Source organism: Mesorhizobium sp. M0437, from assembly GCF_040321335.1.
GTDB lineage: Bacteria > Pseudomonadota > Alphaproteobacteria > Rhizobiales > Rhizobiaceae > Mesorhizobium.
Map to the genome: position 1 here is coordinate 26,056 of NZ_JAMYRK010000050.1, position 18,664 is coordinate 44,719.

Annotated in this window: 12 protein-coding genes and 4 pseudogenes; 8 read left to right on the plus strand and 8 right to left on the minus strand. The window is 58.1% G+C overall.

Going from position 1 to position 18,664, the window contains the following annotated elements; genetic code table 11:
* The first annotated feature begins 63 nt into the window (after positions 1 to 63).
* The 5 genes and pseudogenes from NKI72_RS25120 (at position 64) to NKI72_RS25140 (ending at position 4,039) form a co-directional block, all read left to right on the plus strand.
* Complete coding sequence (locus NKI72_RS25120; protein ID WP_352851104.1) at positions 64 to 498, plus strand: helix-turn-helix domain-containing protein; 435 nt, start codon at positions 64 to 66, stop codon at positions 496 to 498.
* A 230-nt stretch (positions 499 to 728) separates the two neighbouring features.
* A pseudogene (locus NKI72_RS25125) lies at positions 729 to 815 on the plus strand (ABC transporter permease); the annotation flags it as partial.
* A gap of 66 nt (positions 816 to 881) precedes the next feature.
* Positions 882 to 1,725: pseudogene (locus NKI72_RS25130) on the plus strand (ABC transporter ATP-binding protein); the annotation flags it as partial.
* A gap of 210 nt (positions 1,726 to 1,935) precedes the next feature.
* Positions 1,936 to 2,208 (plus strand): annotated as a pseudogene (locus tag NKI72_RS25135) (IS3 family transposase); the annotation flags it as partial.
* Positions 2,209 to 2,806: 598 nt separating this feature from the next.
* Positions 2,807 to 4,039 (plus strand): hypothetical protein, encoded by a 1,233-nt coding sequence (locus NKI72_RS25140; RefSeq protein ID WP_352851106.1) that lies wholly within the window; start codon positions 2,807 to 2,809, stop codon positions 4,037 to 4,039.
* Positions 4,040 to 4,645: 606 nt separating this feature from the next.
* Here NKI72_RS25140 and NKI72_RS25145 read toward each other — a convergent pair.
* The 3 genes from NKI72_RS25145 to NKI72_RS25155 are packed head-to-tail and all read right to left on the minus strand — an operon-like array spanning position 4,646 to position 8,018.
* Positions 4,646 to 5,449, minus strand: a complete 804-nt coding sequence (locus NKI72_RS25145; RefSeq protein WP_352851108.1) for an ABC transporter permease — start codon at positions 5,447 to 5,449, stop codon at positions 4,646 to 4,648.
* Positions 5,450 to 5,458: 9 nt separating this feature from the next.
* Positions 5,459 to 6,418 carry an ABC transporter permease gene (locus NKI72_RS25150; protein WP_352851109.1) on the minus strand — a complete coding sequence of 320 codons (960 nt, stop codon included), beginning with the start codon at positions 6,416 to 6,418 and terminating at the stop codon, positions 5,459 to 5,461.
* A 16-nt stretch (positions 6,419 to 6,434) separates the two neighbouring features.
* On the minus strand, positions 6,435 to 8,018 hold the full coding sequence (locus tag NKI72_RS25155; protein ID WP_352851110.1) for an ABC transporter substrate-binding protein: 1,584 nt from the start codon (positions 8,016 to 8,018) through the stop codon (positions 6,435 to 6,437).
* Positions 8,019 to 8,499: 481 nt separating this feature from the next.
* Between NKI72_RS25155 and NKI72_RS25160 the strand changes: the two genes are divergently transcribed.
* The 3 genes from NKI72_RS25160 to ydiJ are packed head-to-tail and all read left to right on the plus strand — an operon-like array spanning position 8,500 to position 13,445.
* Entirely contained in the window at positions 8,500 to 9,414 is a 915-nt protein-coding gene (locus NKI72_RS25160) for an amidohydrolase family protein (protein WP_352851111.1), read from the plus strand.
* Complete coding sequence (locus NKI72_RS25165; protein ID WP_352851112.1) at positions 9,411 to 10,373, plus strand: alpha/beta hydrolase family protein; 963 nt, start codon at positions 9,411 to 9,413, stop codon at positions 10,371 to 10,373. The genes NKI72_RS25160 and NKI72_RS25165 overlap by 4 nt, the downstream gene beginning before the upstream one ends.
* A 60-nt stretch (positions 10,374 to 10,433) precedes the next feature.
* Positions 10,434 to 13,445 (plus strand): D-2-hydroxyglutarate dehydrogenase YdiJ, encoded by a 3,012-nt coding sequence (gene ydiJ / locus NKI72_RS25170; protein WP_352851113.1) that lies wholly within the window; start codon positions 10,434 to 10,436, stop codon positions 13,443 to 13,445.
* Between the two features lie 627 nt (positions 13,446 to 14,072).
* Here ydiJ and NKI72_RS25175 read toward each other — a convergent pair.
* The 5 genes and pseudogenes from NKI72_RS25175 to NKI72_RS25195 form a co-directional block, all read right to left on the minus strand.
* Positions 14,073 to 14,876, minus strand: a complete 804-nt coding sequence (locus NKI72_RS25175) for a GlxA family transcriptional regulator (protein ID WP_352851114.1) — start codon at positions 14,874 to 14,876, stop codon at positions 14,073 to 14,075.
* Between the two features lie 478 nt (positions 14,877 to 15,354).
* The gene (locus NKI72_RS25180) at positions 15,355 to 16,650 is read right to left on the minus strand and encodes an NAD(P)/FAD-dependent oxidoreductase (protein WP_352851115.1); all 1,296 of its coding nucleotides are present in this window, start codon (positions 16,648 to 16,650) and stop codon (positions 15,355 to 15,357) included.
* 136 nt (positions 16,651 to 16,786) lie between these two features.
* The gene (locus tag NKI72_RS25185) at positions 16,787 to 17,788 is read right to left on the minus strand and encodes a dipeptidase (RefSeq protein ID WP_352851117.1); all 1,002 of its coding nucleotides are present in this window, start codon (positions 17,786 to 17,788) and stop codon (positions 16,787 to 16,789) included.
* Positions 17,789 to 18,074: 286 nt separating this feature from the next.
* Positions 18,075 to 18,230, minus strand: a pseudogene (locus tag NKI72_RS25190) (IS630 family transposase); the annotation flags it as partial.
* A gap of 80 nt (positions 18,231 to 18,310) precedes the next feature.
* Positions 18,311 to 18,664, minus strand: a 354-nt coding sequence (locus NKI72_RS25195) for an IS66 family transposase (protein WP_352851118.1), incomplete at its 5' end; no start/stop codon positions are given.

Genomic DNA, 18,664 nt, shown 5'->3' on the forward strand with positions numbered 1-18,664 from the left:
GCTTTTTGTCAAAGATTCTTGTTGGTCACCTGTGCCGGTGAGTTCGCGTCCTTTGATCTTGTGATGGATCTCATCAGCGAACAACTCGGGAAAGAAACCGCGTTAGCTGTATGTCGGCACACGACTGCTTGGCATTGGCGCTCAGCATCCGACAGACAATGGGCCATCAACGCAAACCAGACCGGTGTTAGCAAGCCGATCGCTGAAGTCATTCGGATGATGGAGGAGCATATCGAGGATCCCCTGCCCCTCCGAGATATCGCGAATGCGTCGGCCGATCCCAACGCCAGGTCGAACGGCTGTTCCGCCAAGCGGTCTCTTTATCACCAATGCGCTATTATCTGCATCTCAGGTTGGCACGTGCCAAAGCGTTTGATTGAACAGACGGAACTGCCGATAGTCGAGATCGCAATCGCCTGTGGTTTTGCATCTGCCTCGCATTTTTCAAAGTGTTTCCGTAATGCGTTTGGGACAAATCCAAGCGGTTGTCGGAACTGAACATGCTTCGATCAACGCGGAACCTCGTAACCCTAGCTCGATAAATTACTTTAGGTCCGGTGGGCAGCATTTGGCCTGACAATACGCGGGTCGGCCGTGTCGTACAGCACCTCGGCAACGACGCGGGGGGCTTGGCCTTGATGATCCATTGAACATCAGATATGCCTCGGTCTCTTTGAACATGCATCCTCCACAACATCGCGAGCTGTTTTTATTTCTGCGGATGAGGGGCGATCGCCGCCCTTGCCATATCCGTCAACCTTGTCGCCGACTGGATCCTCAACCGCACGGCAAGCCTGAAGGGAGGACGCGGGTGATGGCCGACAGCAAAGCGAAACCCGGCCTGTTGCTCGACATCCGCAACCTGCGCATCGAGGCCACCGTCTCCGAAAGAGGCCTATACTCAGGCGCTCGTCGCCGTGCACCATATCGAGCATCAGGATAAGATTCCCACACCGAAGCCGATCCTGCCGGTGAAGAACGTGACGGCGGCCTACGGAAACGGCTTTATGAAAGTGTTGAAGAACGTGTCGGTCGACATGCATCCCGGCCAGACATTGGCCGTCGTCGGCGAGTCCGGCTCCGGCAAGTCGACCCTGGCGCGGGCGATAACCGGCCTGTTGGCCGCCGCAGCTGGGAGAGATCACCCCCGAGGGGCGCAAGCTTTCGAACAGGCTCGGCGGCCGTACGAAGGAAGACCTCCGGCACCTTCAGATGATGGCCGATGTCGCGATGAACCCGCGCCATACCGTGGGCACAATCGTGGGCCGGCCGTTGACTTTCTATTTTTGGCCTGCGCGGCGCCGAACGCGACCGGTGTGCCAGGGAACTGCTCGAAGAAATCGAGATCGGAACGGGGTTTATCGACCGCTATCCGGCGGAGCTCTCGGGCTGGCGGCCAAGCCCAAGCTGATTATCTGCGACGAGGTGACTTCGGCGCTCGATCCGCTGGTGGCCAACAGCATGCTCAAGCTGCTGCTGGACCTGCAGCAGATCGAGCAGGTAGCCTATCTGTTCATCACCCACGATCTCGCGACGGTGAAGTCGGTCGCCGATTCGATCGCGGTGATGTATCGCGGTGAAGTGGTGCGGTATGGGCCGAAGAGTAAGGTGCTGACGCCGCCGTTCGAGGACTATACGGACCTGTTGCTGTCCTCGGTCCCGGAGATGGAAATTGGTTGGATGGAGAAGGCCATTGCCCCGCGCAAGATGCGAGTGCGGGGAACTGACACCGCAGCGAAAGGGCCCATTACATGGGATAATCGCGGGAGCGGTGCCCCTATTGGCTGCTGAAATCCGGCTAACTGTTGCGGCGAGTTCCTGCTATTCTAGGTGATGCGCGCGATATCCGGTTTACTTACACCCGACCGGGACCACTCTCGTGTTCCCGTCTCCTGCCAGGCACCCTCTTCGGGTGCCGATGGCGTAATTGGCCCCTACCGGCGGCTGTTCATCCTGCTCAGGCGCGAGGGCGAGGCATCTGGGGTCAACCGTATCTACCGTCTCTATCGCGAGGAAGGTCTGACGGTGCGCAAGCGCCGGGCAAGACGGCGAGCAGTCGGCACGCGGGCGCCGATCTTGGTCGAGGCAAAGCCGAATGCGCGCTGGTCGCTGGATTTGGTGCATGATCAGTTCGCCTGTGGCCGGAGGTTCCGCGTGCTCAACATCGTCGACGACGTGACGCGCGAATGCCTGGCCGCGATCCCGGAAATGAAATTCATATTAACGATTTTTTATGAAATGCATACACTTTCACGACACTTTAGCAAATCGACCTTAACATAACATAACTTGATACTCATCTGAGGATGGAGTAGAGATTTGACGGTCCCCCACCTCGAAAGCGCCGTGTTCCAGTAAACATAGAGCAAACGCAAAAATGACTGTGGAGAAGAGATTATGGACAGCGGACGAATGACTGCCTCGGAGCTTCGAAGGTACGCAATCGGAGTTTCCGTTCAGTTTTCTTTGGTCCCTCGACGAGAGCGTATTTCCTGGGTGGCGCGAGAAAACTCGTCGTGGGAGCTAGGAAAACCTCTAATCCTCTCTAGGTGCAGCCCGCGGCTCGAGCGACAACTCGCGGACCGAGATTAATTCGTATCGGTGACCCAGTTGTCCCTGCTTCTTGCTCCGCGGCGGCTCGGCCTATTGTCTGATACTAAGAACCGACCATGCGTCAAGGCGACGCCCGCGGGCCAGACCGCGCGCACAAAGTGGCACACCAAAACTCGGCGGCCACACTCGAACGGCATAGTCACGGCAGCCGATTGGAGTGCAGCGTGACCGAAGACTGCAAGGGAAGTTTTCAATGATGAAGATCGGTGTTTTGAAGGAAATCAAAGAAGACGAGCGGCGTGTCGCACTCCAGCCGATCCAGGCGCAAGCTCTTTCGCGCCTCGGTCACGACATCTATGTCGAAATCGGTGCCGGGGAAGGGGCTGGATTCTCGGATGCGGATTATCTGGCATGCGGAGGAAAGGTTGCGGCGAAAGATGAGGTCCTCGCCCGGGCGCGGCTCCTCCTCAAGGTGAAGGCACCGCTGCGCTCAGAATATTCTGACTATGCTCCGCATCACATCCTCTTCACGTATCTGCATTTTGATGAGAACATTGATCCTCGGGATATCTCTGAACTCATCAGTAGAGGGTTTCTCGGGATTGCTTACGAGTGGGTGGGAAAAGGTGGCCAGTATCCATTGCTTGAGCCTATGAGCCGACTGACAGGTTATCTCTTCGCCCAGCGGGCGTTGGAGTTGTGCTCAAAGGAAAAAGGAGTGTTCTGCCCGCGAAATGAGAACCTTCTCCCCGGAGGGCAGGCCCTGATCATCGGATGCGGCAATATCGGTCTGTCCGCATTCAAATACTTGTCGGACCTCGGGGTTGCCTTGACCGTTGTCGCTCGAGGCCAGGAGGATTTCAATTGCAAAGCCAACGCGCGCTTCGAAACCGAGGGCGTCGACTACATCGGCGCAACCGGCACGAAACTGATCGTCATGAATAACAAGGATCCTTCACGCACTCAGGGCACCATCGCGGCGGCACTGCAGGAGATGGACATCGTCCTCAATTGTGCGGTGCGTCGCTCCGATCTTCCGAAGCGGAGAATGGAGTACCTGATCGACAGAGGCATGGTTAAAGCCATGCAGAGAGGCAGCATTTTGTGCGACTGTACTGCATGTGATCGCGATTTGGTCGAAACCTGTATTTCTTCTGCTTCGCTCTACCACTCGTATTTCGAAGAAAACGTCGTGCATTACAACTGCGATCATATTCCGTCAATGGTGGCTAACACCGCGACCCGGCTGCTCACAGCGGGAACTTTCCCTTACATTCGATACATCGCCAGTCTCGAATCCTTGCAGGCCATCACTGAACATGAAAGCCTGCGTAACGGAGTCTGTTGCTACGGTGGTCACCTGACTCACGCGCTGTCGGCGGAGAAGAAAGGCTTGCCGTATCGGCCTCTGAGCAATGTTGTTGAAGCGATGTCCGGCCATGTAGGCGTTAAGAATATTCAAAATGCGCAACAATATACGGTATGACAATGAGTGCGTATTCGGCCCCCGCATTCCGCGCAAAAGGGGCTCTTGTTTGGGGTGGTGAAGGGCACACGGTGAGCGCCGCTAATACGGGCGGAGCTGGTCGGGGTTGCACAGCCTGATTGGGCGCAGATGATTGGCTTTTGGAGTTCAGCTTTGAGAGCGGATTTGATGCGCCTGGATTGGCTTCTGACGATCTCGCAATGATGTGTCTGCCGACCAACGGTACGCAACAATGCAGGGGAGGCATCTTGTGAACGGAGAAGGCCCGCGCTTTGAGGGCGTGATACGGGACAGTCATTCGGGAATCATATTTAACGATGCTGGCGACCCAACATATCTGCAGCGTCGTCTTCGGTGAAAGGCTCGTCAACCAGTGACGAAAACGGCCTCGCGCACAGAATTCCTGACAATCCCAGGCGCTGATGCGCACCCTGAATCTATCACAGTTCAGATGAGGCGATCCGCGGTTACGTGTTCTGCTCGTTCCTGGCTCTGCTGCGCATTTCGCAAAAGCCGGACAACGTCCACAACGCCCACCGCATCGTGGTCCATGGCGACACATGTGAAAGAAAAAAGCCGCGCCCCTATTGACCGGCACACCAGGCTTCAGCACAGTCCTCGGTCGGCCGGCATAGAGGAGGCGCACCGATGGAAATCCCATAGCACAATAACCATTGCCGGGATGAGTGCCGCTCCTATGCCGAAGACGATGCCGTCCTTGTTTTCCTTGACCATGCCGCCCCAGTCGGCGTCCGGCGGCTGCACGCCAAGGCCGAGGAAGGACAGTGTCGACAGGAACAGAACCGCATAGATGAAGCGCAGCCCGAGTTCCGAGACCAGCGGCGACAGCGCATTGGGCAGGATCTCGCGGAAGATAATCCAGGCGCTGCCTTCACCGCGCAGTTTGGCCGCTTCGACATAGTCCATCACGTTGATGTCGACGGCCACCGCGCGCGACAGACGGTAGACGCGCGTCGAGTCGAGAATGCCCATCACCAGGATCAGTGTCACCAGGTTGGTCGGCAGCACGGAGAGCACGACCAGGCCCATGATCAGCGTCGGGATCGACATCAGCAGATCGACCAGCCGCGACAGGATCGTGTCGAACCAGCCGCCGAAGACGGCCGCCGAGAAGCCGAGGATGGCGCCGAGCGAGAATGACAGCGCGGTGGCCAGCACCGCGATGAGCAAAGTGATGCGGGCGTCGTAGATCATGCGCGAAAGCAGGTCGCGGCCGAGATTGTCGGTGCCTAGCAAATGAGCAGCCGACATCGGTTCCCAGACGTCGCCGACGATTTCGCCATTGCCGTGCGGCGCGATCCAGGGGGCGAAGACCGCCGCCAGGACGAACAATGCCGTCAGCACGATGCCGATCAGAGCGGGAATGGGGATGCGTTTGATATCGAGCATATCCGCCCCCTATTTCGGGTGTCTGAGACGCGGATTGGCGACGATGGCCGCTATGTCCGCAATGATGTTCAGGCTGATATAGACGGCGGCGAAGATCAGGCCGACCGCCTGCACCACCGGCACGTCTCGCTTGGTGACGTGGTCGACCAGATACTGTCCCATGCCCGGATAGACGAAGATCACCTCGACCACGACGACGCCGACGATGAGGTAAGCGAGGTTGAGCATGACGACGTTGATGATCGGCGCGATCGCATTGGGGAAGGCGTGCTTGCGGATGACGTTGAAGGCCGACAGGCCCTTCAGTTCCGCCGTCTCGACATAGGCCGACTGCATGACATTGAGGATCGCCGCGCGTGTCATGCGCATCATGTGGGCGAGCACGACCAGCGTCAGCGCTGCCGCCGGCAGGGCGATTGCCTGCATGCGCTCGCCAAAAGGCATGCCGTCATAGACGGTCGAGATGCCGGGGAAGATTTGCCATTTCACGGCGAAGAAATAGACCAGCACGTAGCCGATGAAGAACTCGGGAAAGGAGGTCGAGGCCAGCGCCAGCCCGGAGATCAGCTTGTCGACCCAGCCATTGCGGTAGCGTACCGCGATCAGGCCGAGGATGATCGCCAGCGGCACGGCGACGATCGCCGCCCAGAAGGCGAGGAACAGCGTGTTCCACAGCCGTCCCTTGATCGACGTGGCGATATCCTGCCCGCTCGACATGGCCGTGCCGAGATCGCCGGTCAGCACGCCGCCCAGCCAATGAAAATACCTGAGATAGGCTGGCTGGTTGAGCCCGAGCTGCTCGCGCAGATTGGCGAGCGACTCCGGCGTCGCCGATTGTCCGAGAATGGCTTGCGCGACGTCGCCGGGCAGAATCTGGGTGCCGGAGAAGATCAGGACCGTAACGGCCAACAACAACAAGATGCCCAGCGCAACGCGCTGGGCAATAAGCTTCGCGATTGGAGAGGACATGAACGCGGGGCGTGTCTCAGGTCTGGAGCCAGCACTTGGAAAGTGCGTAGCCCCCCATCATTTCCTGGTTGCCGTCCTCATACCAGCCGCCGACCTGCGGTCCGGTGGCGTCGATGAAGTCGTTGAACATCGGAACGATGGCTCCGCCTTCGTCGCGCACAATTTGACCCATGTCAGCATAGATTTTCTTGCGTTTGCCGGCATCGAGTTCACCGCGCGCTTGGAACAGCATCTTGTCGAATTTCTCATTGAAGAAGCGGGTATCGTTCCACTGAGCCTTGGAATAGTACGCCGTGGAATACATCTGGTCTTGGGTCGGACGCCCTCCCCAATAGGACGCAGAGAAGGGTTGCTTGTTCCAGACTTCCGACCAGTAGCCGTCGCCCGGTTCGCGCTTGATCTCAAGCGTAATGCCTGCCTTGGCCGCGCTCTGCTGGTAGAGCTGAGCGGCGTCGACGGCACCCGGGAAAGCGACGTCGGAAGTGCGAAGGAGCACCGATCCCGAGTGCCCGGACTTCTTGTAGTGGAAAGCCGCCTTGTCGGGATCGAACGTGCGCTGCTCCATCTCCGTGAAGAGCGGATAGGACTTGTTGATCGGCGTGTCGTTGCCGACGGTGCCGTAGCCCTTCAGGATCTTCTGTACGAGCTCTTCGCGGTCGATGGCGTATTTCAGCGCGAGCCGCAGGTCGTTGTTGTCGAAAGGGGCCGTGTTGCAATGGGCGAGGAACAAATAGTGGCCATGGCCACTAATGTTGCGGATGGTGATCCCAGGGACACGCTTAATAAGTTCGACCACCTTGGGTTCGACGCGGTTGATCATGTGGACCTGGCCGCCCTGCAGCGCCGACATGCGGGCAGTGGCATCGTTAATGACGATGATCTCGATCTGGTCCGCGAAGCCGCGGTCGTCGCGCCAGTAGTTGGCGAACTTCTCGCCGCCGAGGCGTACGCCGGCTTCATTGACGGTGACCTTGTAAGGACCGGTGCCAATGCCTTCGGTCGGATTGTCCTTGCCGCCATTGGGCTGGATCATCAGGTGGTAATCGTCCATCAGGAACGGGAGGTCGGCATTGGCTTCCTTGAGGGTGAAGACCACGTTCTGGCCGTCCACGGCAATCTTGTCGATGCCCTGCATGATGCCAAGCGCGCCAGACTTGGAATTGGCGTCGGAATGGCGCTCCATGGTGGCGAGCACGTCCGCCGGGGTCATTTCCTTGCCGTTATGGAACTGGACACCCTTGCGGATTTTGAAGGTCCAGGTCTTCGCGTCCTTTGACGCGCCCCATTCCTCGGCGAGCGCGGGCTGGAGCTCGCGCTTGGCGTCGATCTGCACGAGCTGTTCACCCCACTGGCGGCCAAAGAAATAGGCGACCTGGCTCTCGAAGATCGCGGGATCAAGACTGTCGGTGGCCGCGCCACCCTGCATGCCGGCCTTTAGCACGCCGCCCTTGACCGGGCCCTCGGCGCGCGCTGCGGCCGCGAGCATAGTGTTTGCGAAGGCGGCGCTGACACCGATCGTGGCCGCACGACCCAAAAACTCACGCCGAGACAACTTGCCTGTCGCGACCACTTCACTGAGAAAACGCATTTCATCATTCATCGTAGTTCCCCATCGTGCGTGCCTTCGTGGCTGTTGCTCGGTTTTGGCGCGCCTTACGATGCCTGTCCAACAACGAATTGATATAGCGTGATGAGAAAATGACATCGGCGCCGAACGGTGCGGCAACCGTCAGGCGGTGGCCATCTTGTTTCTAGTCCGGCGCTCAATCGCCCTCAACGACGAGGGTAAAGTTCCGAAGAGCTGGCGCTGAATTGTCTTTTCGCCCTGCAGCAAACGACGGAAGCGGTTCCGGTCCTCTGCACAATGCGATCCGATTTGGTATATGGCGACGAGTTACCCAGCTCGCCTAGTGACGTCTACGCTCCGGACCGTCGACTAGATCGGACACTGCGTGCGCGGGATCACCTTACAGTCTTCAAATGGCGCATCGGTGGCGAACTTTTGATACAAGCCGTCGAGTAGACAGGGCCTTGCCGCAGCTCGTCACGCTATTTTGCTTCCTACAAAAAGGAGGAAGATCGTGGCGGCTGACGGTATGTCTTTGGACGGCCACGTGCATTTCTTCACTGCCTCAGATCTTGAGGTCGTCGCGGGAAGGCTTCCTTTTGCATTGCCGGTTCCTCATTTGCTTTCCAACTATCTGGCCCAACTTGCGAAAAGCGGCGTGGCGCCCAAGCTCCTGAACAACGTCCATCTGAGCGTCCTGCCGGATTCCTCCAACGTCTTCGCCTCCTTCGAGGAGATGGAAGCGCTGCGGGCGCAATGGCCAGGTCGCTACGATGAAGTTCGGCTAGTCGGAACAATCAAGGCAGACCCCACCTACGCCACTGCCGAAAGACTCTCCCATCCGCAGGTCGTGGGCATCAGAGTCGTGCTTCACGATGCCCCGCCGGAGAGCATATCGGATCACGCATACGGCGGAAGTGACTGGCTGGCACTCCTAGCCCGGCTCCGGACTGACCAGCATGTCCATGTCTATGCGAAGGAAGCAGAGACCAACTTACGCGTGCTTCGCCAGATTCCGGACCAAATCCGGGTCGTCATCGACCACCTCGGAACGTGCCATCCCGAGCGCGGCGAAGACGAGCCGAGTTATCACGCGCTGCTCCAGGAGGCCGGGCGTAGAGGAAATGTATGGTTCAAGGGGCCTGGATATCGAACCTCGACCAAGGTCGACGAAGTTGTTCCCTTTGTGCGGGCTATCATCAAGGCAGTCAGCGCCGACAGGGTGCTGTTGTCCGCGAGCGACGCTCCTCATGTGGGAACCGACAACGAAGGTGTTGGCTTTGCAAGCCATTACAATTCCGTGTCGGCGCTCGAATTCTGCGAGGCACTCGCCTCGTCTGTGAGCTTCGCCACGGGCATTCCTGTTCGTCGATTGCTGAGTGCGGCGGCGGACGACCTTTTCCCTATCCAGCAGAAAGCAAAGCCATGACAGACATCATCATCGAAGACATTACCTTTCCTGTCGCCTTCAGTGATGCGACGATCAACCTGGCCGGCAGGGTGTTTCGCCCGACGTCCCCGGACAAGAGCCTGCCGCCGGTGGTCTTCAACTCCGGTTTCACGGGTGGTGTCTCCATGTACGGTCAGCTATTTGGCCGGGCTCTGGCGGAGCGAGGTTATCACGTGATGACCTACGACGTTGCTGGGTTCTTCACCAACAAAGATGTTCGCAACACTGCGAAGAAGGATGGGGTGACCGTTACGAACGTCAGCCTTGTGGACCAGACGGACGAGGTCCTTGCCGCTGTTCGATGGGTGAGGCAGAATTTCGGGGCGATGCCTGCCGTGGCATCTTGGGCGATGGGTTCGGTCGCCAGCCTTGCGGCTGTCGCCGAGCTGGCCAAGCACGGCCAGGAACAGATCGCGTTCTGGGTTCCGATGAGCTATACCCGCATCGCCGCCCTACAGGACTTGCGCGCAGACAAGTCGAGTGCAGATGCCGCAATCAAGGCGCTCGCGGACGATGCTGCGATCCCGCCGTTCGACACCGGAACCGGGGCAACCAAGCTCGGCTACTATCCGCTCGATCCTGACACGCAGGAATATGTCGAGCGCCAACTGGGCGGTTATACCGAGGTCGGAGGCGTCGATCGTTGGCCGGGTTGCAGCCATGCAACGGCGAAGTCCTACAAGGAGTATGTGGACTTCGATCCGGAGAAGGATCTCAAGGGTGCGACCGGCTTCCCGCCCGCCATCATCGTGCACGGCGCCGATAACACGTTGCACATGCCGGAGGAGTCGATCCGCCTGCACAAAGTCTATCCGGGCCGTGCTGGTGAAAAGCCGCTCATCATCGAGGGTATGATGCACGGCCAGCAGAACCAGGTTGAAAACCCGATCTTCCACCACCTGATCGAGCAGATCGATCGGGCGATCCGTACCGCCTGACACCAACAGCCCCGCGCGGCCGGCCATTTCTTACCGGCTGTGCGGACTCACGCTATCGCCATGATCCCAAGCCTCAATTCTACACCTGATCCGCTGCCGCTTTACGGCGCTTTCTTCGTTGAGCTTCAGGCGCGGGGTTTTGCCGGAGACTTGACGTCGAGAGCCGCTGACCGAACTGTGCTCGCCACGGACAATTCAATCTATCAGGTGATGCCCGAGGCCGTGGCTTTTCCCAGGGATTGCGATGACCTGGTGCGAATTTCCAAGCTCCTTCGCGATCCACGATTTGCCGGGGTTGTTGTTTCCCCGCGCGGCGGGGGCACCGGAACTAACGGCCAGTCATTGAACTCCGGGCTGATCGTCGATTTCTCCCGCCACATGAACCGTATCCTCGAAATAGATCCTGTAGAACGCACCGCGCGGGTGCAGGCAGGCGTGGTCAAGGATCAGTTGAACGCGGCGCTAAAGCCCTACGGTCTGTTCTTCGCGCCGGAACTGTCGACGTCGAACCGCGCGACCATAGGTGGCATGATTTCCACGGATGCCTGCGGCCAGGGTTCGTGCCTCTACGGCAAAACAAGTAACCACGTCCTGGAACTGACAACGGTTCTTTCCGATGGCGCCGTTTGGCGCTCAGCTCCTCTGGACGCTTCCGAACTGGAGCGTATCGGCGCTCGGGGCGACCTCGTCGGCTCCATCCATCGGCGCGTTTCGGGTCTGCATCGCGAGAACGCGGCGGAGATCGCCGCCCGTTTTCCGAAACTGAACCGCAGCCTGACGGGTTATGACCTTGCGCATATCCGGCGGGACGACGGCTCGTTCGACCTGAATTCGGTGCTTTGCGGATCGGAGGGAACGCTGGGGTTCTTGGTGGAAGCGGTTCTCAATGTCATGCCAATTCCAACGCATGAGGCGCTGGTGGTCCAAGGCTATGACACCTTCGACGCGGCGCTCAGGCATGCGCAAGCCCTGACGCGTTTTGCTCCTGCGTCGATCGAGACCATCGATTCGAAGGTGCTGGCGCTCGCGCAGGATGATCCCATCTGGGAGGATGTACAGGGGTTCTTTCCCGACGATGGAGCAGGTCCTATTCGAGGGGTCAACCTGATCGAATTTGTCGGAATGAGCGGCGCCGTAGTCGAGGCGGCGCTGGCTCCTCTCACTGCCGAGCTTGATTGTGAGGGGGGGGCATCGGGACGGCGGGGATACACTCTCGCTCGAGGGGCATCGCAGGTCCAGAGAATATGGGATATGCGCAAGAAGGCCGTCGGTCTTCTGGGCAACATGAAGGGCGACAGCCGCCCGATCGCCTTTGTCGAGGATACGGCGGTCCCGCCCGAACACCTTGCCGATTACATCGCGGAATTTCGCGCGGCGTTGGACCGGCGAGGTCTGCAATACGGCATGTTCGGACACGTGGATGCTGGCGTGCTGCATGTCCGCCCTGCCATCGACATCAAAATGGACGGCGCCGAGCGCCTGGTCAGGGAGATCACCGAGGAGGTCGTGGCGCTAACGCTTCGCTTCGGCGGACTGCTCTGGGGCGAACATGGGAAAGGTATGAGGTCGGAATTCTCGCCGCAGGTCTTTGGCCCCCTTTATCCGCTGCTTCAGGAAGTGAAGACGGCATTCGACCCGGGTAACCAGTTCAATCCCGGTAAGATCGCCGCGCCGCCCGGCCAGCGGCTTCTGCGGATCGATGGTCCGCCAACCAAGGGGTCACACGACCGCCAGATAGCGTCCTCGATCAGGGCGGGCTTCGACGAGGCGTTGCATTGCAATGGAAACGGTGCGTGTTTCTCCTGGAATCCGGACGAGGTCATGTGTCCTTCATGGAAAGGAACGAGAGAGCGGCGCCATTCACCGAAAGGACGCGCGCAGCTCATGAGGGAATGGCTCCGCCGTCTTGCCGCAGAAGGGGCCGACCCGCTCGAGGAGGCAAAGAAGTTAAGGAAGGCTCCTCCCTGGCGTGGATTCGCAAGCCGCCTACTGGCAACGTTGCGTCGCCATCCCGAAGATTTTTCGCATCAGGTCCACGAGGCGATGTCCGGCTGCCTCGCCTGCAAATCCTGTTCCGGTCAGTGTCCGATCAAGGTGGATGTGCCGACGTTCCGGGCCAAGTTCTTCGAACTCTACTACGGGCGCTATCTGCGCCCGCTGCGTCATCACGTAGTGGCGAACCTGGAGGGTCTGTTGCCTTTCATGGCCCGGTTTCCGGGGATCATCAATGCAGTCTCCGGCTCCGGGCTGTTGCGAGCAGTCGGTCTCGTTCAAACGCCTAACCTGCCGCGACTGCGGCTTTCCAGGGCGTTGCGGTCGCGTGAGGTCCCCATCGCAACGCCCATGGCCCTGTCGGCCATCGGTGAGGACGAACGCGCTTTGAGCGTCGTGATCGTCTCGGACGCCTTCATCGCATACTACGATCCGCAGGTATTACTGGCTCTGATCGATTTTCTAAAGCTCATTGGTATTCGACCATGGATCGCACCCCTCCGGCAGAACGGCAAAGCCCTGCATGTTCACGGTTTTCTGGGACGTTTTGCGCGTGTCGCGCAACGGAATGCGGACCTGCTTCTGGCGCTTGAGAATACAGGCGTGGCGCTAATCGGCGTCGATCCGTCGATGACGCTGACCTATCGCTCGGAATATCGGGCGGCATTGCCCAGACAGAAGCTGCCGAAGGTCCAATTGATCCAGGAATGGCTGATTTCGCACTCCCACCTGCTGCCGCATCGGGCTGGGATGCGCACACACCGTTTTATTCCCCATTGTACAGAGCGAAGCACTGCCGCGGCCGCGTTATCGGCATGGAGGTCTGTTTTCGCTTCGTGCGGGCTCGATTTAACGGTCGAGGCGACCGGCTGCTGCGGCATGGCTGGCATCTTCGGACACGAAGCTGAACATCGGGAATTGTCCGAACGTATCTATTCTCAAAGTTGGGCGTTTCAGGTCCGACGACGCGACGCGGCGCCCTTGCTGATTGACGGATTTTCTTGCCGGTCGCAGGTCTCGATCATGGACGGAGTTAGGCTCAAGCACCCGATCGAGGCGTTGCTCGCCGAGTTCAGCTGATTCTATTTTCCTTTTCGAACAGTCGTCAGACACGTTCGGCTGAGGAAGCAGCGGGGGGCGGGCTTCGCTCGGCAGTTCGACGTTGCGCGGGCGCTCGATGAAGGTCATATCAATTCCTACTGTGGCCTCCCGCAATGCAAGTCGACGTGCACTACCGTCGTGTAGGTATTCCGATTAATCGGCAGTTACGGATAGACCACCAGCGCATGACAGCCGGCTGGAAACCGTTACCGTAGCCAATTCGGGACAGAATCGGAATGAACAGACCGAACAGCGCGACCGACGGAACCGTCATGACGGCCACTCAACGTAGAGTAAGCGGTCAGCAAGTACGCGGCTTCCTGTTGATGAGGCACCGATCGGTACGCCCGCGTAAATCGCCATGAATGCCGACCAACCAGATACAGATATGCTCCAACGTGCGCGTCAAGATCAGCGGCCAACTCTCGGTCGGTGAAATTGAACGCTCCAATTTTTCTCTTCCCTCTGCCCATTAGAGGTGACACGGTCGTACTGAACACACGAGGAGGCTAGAACCTAAAGTCTGAGGAGTACTCTCAAAAACTCGCGATCCTGAAGACTTGGTAAAGCGCCGACCCGAGGCAGAGGAATTAAGGTTGATTGTGGTCAGGCGCTGTGGGATTTCCGTCGCTCGTCGGAAGGGCTGTTGCCGTACCGGCGACGATATGCACCGCCAAGATGCGACGCCGAAACAAATCCGCAGCGAAGCGCGATTGCGGCGATGGTTTCGGAACTCTCCCTGGCCAGTCGGCGCGCCTCATTCAGCCTCACGTCGAGGTAGAATCGCTGTGGGGTCGTCTCGAAGTGCTGATGCCAGAGCCGTTCCAGCTGACGGATAGATAGGTCACTGCTCTTGGCGACTTGATGGATAGGAACGATGTATTCGAGATTCCGCTCCATGGTGGCAATCGCCGCTGCAAGACGGGCATCATGGATGCCGTAGCGCCACTGGATCGCCATACGCTGATGCTCTTCGGGACCCCGAATGCGGGTATGGAGAAACTGCTCCGCAGCATCGGCAGCGAGCTTGGCTCCGTAGTCGCCGGAAATCTGGGCGAGCATCAAATCGATAGCAGCCGTTCCCCCGGCGCAGGTCCATCGGTTTTGGTCCCGGACATAAAGTTCGCGAGTGACCTCGATTTCCGGAAATTCCTCGGCAAATTGAGGAAGAGACTCCCAATGGAGCGTGCAGCGCTTGCCTGCCAACAGCCCCGCGCGGGCGAGTAGAAACGTCCCGTTGCTCAGAGCACCGAGAGGCTTTCCGCTCGCCGCTTGTCTACGCAGGAACTGGAGGATGGACTTTGGCCGCTTGCTCTCGATATCGAGACTCGCGACGACAAAAAGGCGATCGAGATGAGGAACATCTTCTATCGAAATCGTCCGTATCTCAAAGCCGCTGCTGGAACTCATCAGCCCACCCTCTTCCGAGAGAAGGCACCAATCGTAGAGACTTCGGTTGGAGAGCCTGTTTGCGGCGCGGAGAGGCTCACTCACTGACGCCAGTGCCATCATGGAAAATTGTGGGAGGAGGAGAAACCCGACCCTAATCGGGTGTCCCTCTTCGATCCCCTGCTGCATTTGTTAATTCCCGTGATCAGCGGGGGTACGCGACGAAAATCGCACCACGAAATCCGCCTGCCAAAAGCTCAGCGTTTCACAAGGCGCTGGGCAGAGAGTCAATTGAACTTTACGATTATACGACAGCAGATCTGCCAAGCAACCCTCGATACTCATCGGCCTCCTCTGCGGCGATAATCCGCGTCGATTCCATCTCCAAATACCGGCCCACGACCAATTGCCGAATGTCCGAACACTCGAGGCCATTGCCTGCTAGTCGAGTTTTAAGCCACACTTGGTGGGCCAAATGATGTGCCTACCCGTTTATTCCTCAGGCCGCCTTGATCAATTCAAAATCGCCGTCAGCAAACCTAGAATACTTGAACCTCGTTAAGTCCAAAGATGGCGCTCCGTCGATAATCCATTGACTGACTTGCTTGCCCACAATCGGTCCGAGCGCAAAGCCATGACCGCTAAAGCCACAAGCTGCGAAGACGTTCTCATTTCCTGGCAAGCGGTCGATAACGGGTATCAAGTCCGGCGTAAGATCGATCCTCCCAGCCCAGCTTTCTACCAGGACCAAGTCGCTAATATGCGGAAAAAGGGCTCGGAACTCGGCGAAGTTTTGTTTCACTTTTCTGACGTTCGTTGCTGGCTCCGCAAGCGGCTTGTATTTCCCAATGCCAGGCAAGAGATCTTTGAAGCTTCTGATCGTATCTTGTCCCAGACCCAATCGTAGGAGGCCTTGGTTCTGTCGAAGCGCAGGAAGGAAGTAACGGAGATTCGTGAACGCTTCGAGCGTCAAATCGTAGTCAGTTCCGGCGTTCCGATAGCCGTTGCCGATGATGAAGGAGCCGTCCGGCCTGGGTCGATAGGCAGCCGTCGGCGCCCACATAGCTATCTCGGTAAAGGGCTTGATCGTCGAAGTTCGACCTACCGATGATCTGATGATCTGAATTGGAAGATTGTAGCCTAGTTTGATCAGAAGCTTTCGCGAGCCGATCCCGCTGGCTACAACCACTTTGTCACAATACTGCTCGCCCCTCTCAGTTCGAATGCCAGACACTCTGCCGTTCACTCTGACAAAGCCAGTGACTACCTGATCGCTGAAAAACTCCGCCCCCGCCGCCTGTGCCGCGCGGGCGAAAGTGCGCGTCGATGCCTCGGGATCACCATGTCCGTCATCGGGTGTGTAGAGCGCGCTTCGCCAATTGCCGGAAAGTTCGGGCAGCTTTTGCGCCAGTCTCTTGCTATCCAGGATTTCTGAAGTGAGGTTGTGTTTCTGGGCGTCCAGGTAGCTTGCTTCTAATAAGGCTTCGTCTTCGGTCGTTTCTGCGGGCATGAGGATGCCCGATTTGACGCGCTGCGTTGAATCAAACCCGAATTCGTCCGTAATCTCGTCCCAGAGCACGGATGCCTCAGCGGCGAGCGGGATTTCAGCCGGGTGTCGTCCTTGCTTGCGGATGAATCCCCAAGCCCGGCTGGATTGTTCCCCGGCAACTGGCCCTCGGTCAAAAACCGCTACCCGGATGCCCCGCCTCGCCAGGTAGGCCGCGGTTGAACAGCCAACGATCCCGGCGCCGATTATCACGACATCGTAGCTCTTGACCGGTGCAGTTTTCGCCATTTGGGATCGGAGTCCTCAGCGTATCTCATTCATTTGGCCATGGTGAGTTTGTCCGGCCACCGGTGGGAGTTCATCTGTTCCGGCCGCCACATTGCCAGAGTGATAGTCTCTGCAGCGACCGTCGAATTCCAACCCACTATTGCCAATTCATCGCCGCGACCCGCAGGAAATTGGCACCAAGGATTCCACTGATGTCCTTGTTCGAGTAGCCGCGAGCCGACAAGGCGGCAGTGAGTTTCGGGAACACTTCAATGTCGACGAAGCCAAGGCCAGATGCGTTCGAGTAGTGTTCCGGCGGCCAGTAATCTTTGGCGTTCTCGAACCGAATTTCCAATGCATTCGTGACTTCTGCGAAATCGGTTCCAATGCCTACATGTTGAGGGCCGACTAGCTCGCAATAATAGTCAATATTACGCACAAGAAGATCCACGTCAGACGTATTGTCGCCTGCTTTTGCCAGGAATAGCCGAATTCCAGTAATCCCGATCACGCCGCCTGTGTTTGCGCAAGCAATCGCTTGTTCGTCCCACAGATTTCGTGGATGATCGTGTAGTACCCGGCTGTTTGAGTGACTGATGACGATCGGCTTCGATGAAGCTTCGGCCATGTCGATCGACATTCTAGCGCTGCAATGCGTCCCATCTACCAGCATGCCAACACGGTTCATCTCTTTGATTACCGCTCGACCGAAATGAGTAATTCCGGTGTTTTCGCCATGGCAGCCGCCGCCGCCGGCATTGTCTTTGTTGTAGACAAAGCTGATTTGGCGCACGCCCAATCGGTGGTAGGTTTCGACGAGATCCGTCGTGCCGTTTAGCGCGGACACGCCTTCGATATCCATGGACACCGCAAGCTTCCCATCTCGTTTGGCGGCGAGGACGTCTGCGATGCTGGAGACGAAGGTGTACTTGTCAGTGTTCTCGCTCAGGAAACGACGATAGCCGGCGATCACCGGGAATGTCTCTTGCCATGGCAACACGTCGTAACCGACGTTGGTGCTGACATATGTAAACCCTGCCTTCCGGATACGTTCTAGGGAGTTGACGTCGATCGGCACCTGCGGGTCCATTCCGCAATGTGCATCCCAAACGATACTGTTTTGAAAGAGTTCATCTACGTTCAGCCGGCTTACATCCATCGAAATCACGCCTTTTGGAAATTAGGATGGCGCAATTTCACGAGCGTTATGATGCTTGTCCAACAGCGAATTGATATAGGGTGATGACAAACTGAGATCAGTATCGAAGAGTCAGCAATAGGGCCGAATCGCATCCAGCCGTTTTGCACACCAAAGCATCCGGTGCGCTTTTCAACTGCGGGGTATCACGAACCCCGAACGATCAGTATTGCGAGCGCGGTCCCGCAGCTTCAGGCGCACCCACAGCGGGCCGGTTCCCGGGGGCATGCCTAGAGCACGTCCTGTATTAATCCGGTTCATATCCTGCGGCTTTGAAGTAGTTGGCACATTCGGCTGGGGTGAAGAGGTCGACGACCGCGCCGACCGCGTCCCACAGAGCCTTGATGGTTCTCTCGGCCTTTGCTCGCAGCAGCGCCTTGAGTTTGGCGAAGGCGTTCTCAATCGTAAGCGCTATTTTCGCTGCACGTTGACGCGGGGGCTTTCGACGGATGGCCTTCGAATCGGGAACGGTATCTGGTCTGATCAGGCTGCTGTTACTTTGGCGAAGTTGAAGGGCAGCAGATCCTCGATGGCTGCGTTCTCGGGGCGCTGAGGTAGTTCAGTGAGGATGTGGCGCAGCCACGCTAACGGCTCGACGCCACAGGCGCGGCAGGTCAACATCAGGCTGTAGATGACGGCGCTGGCCCTGGCTCCGTCGACGGTATCGCTGAACAGCCAACTTTTCCGGCCAGTGGCAAAGATTCTGATGTCACGCTCGAGAAGATTGTTGTCGATCGGCATGCTGCCGTCCTCGGTGTAACGAGTCAGATATCCCCATTGGTTCAGGGTGTAGGAGACGGCGTCGCCGAGCTTGCTGTCCGGCAAGACTTTTGGGGC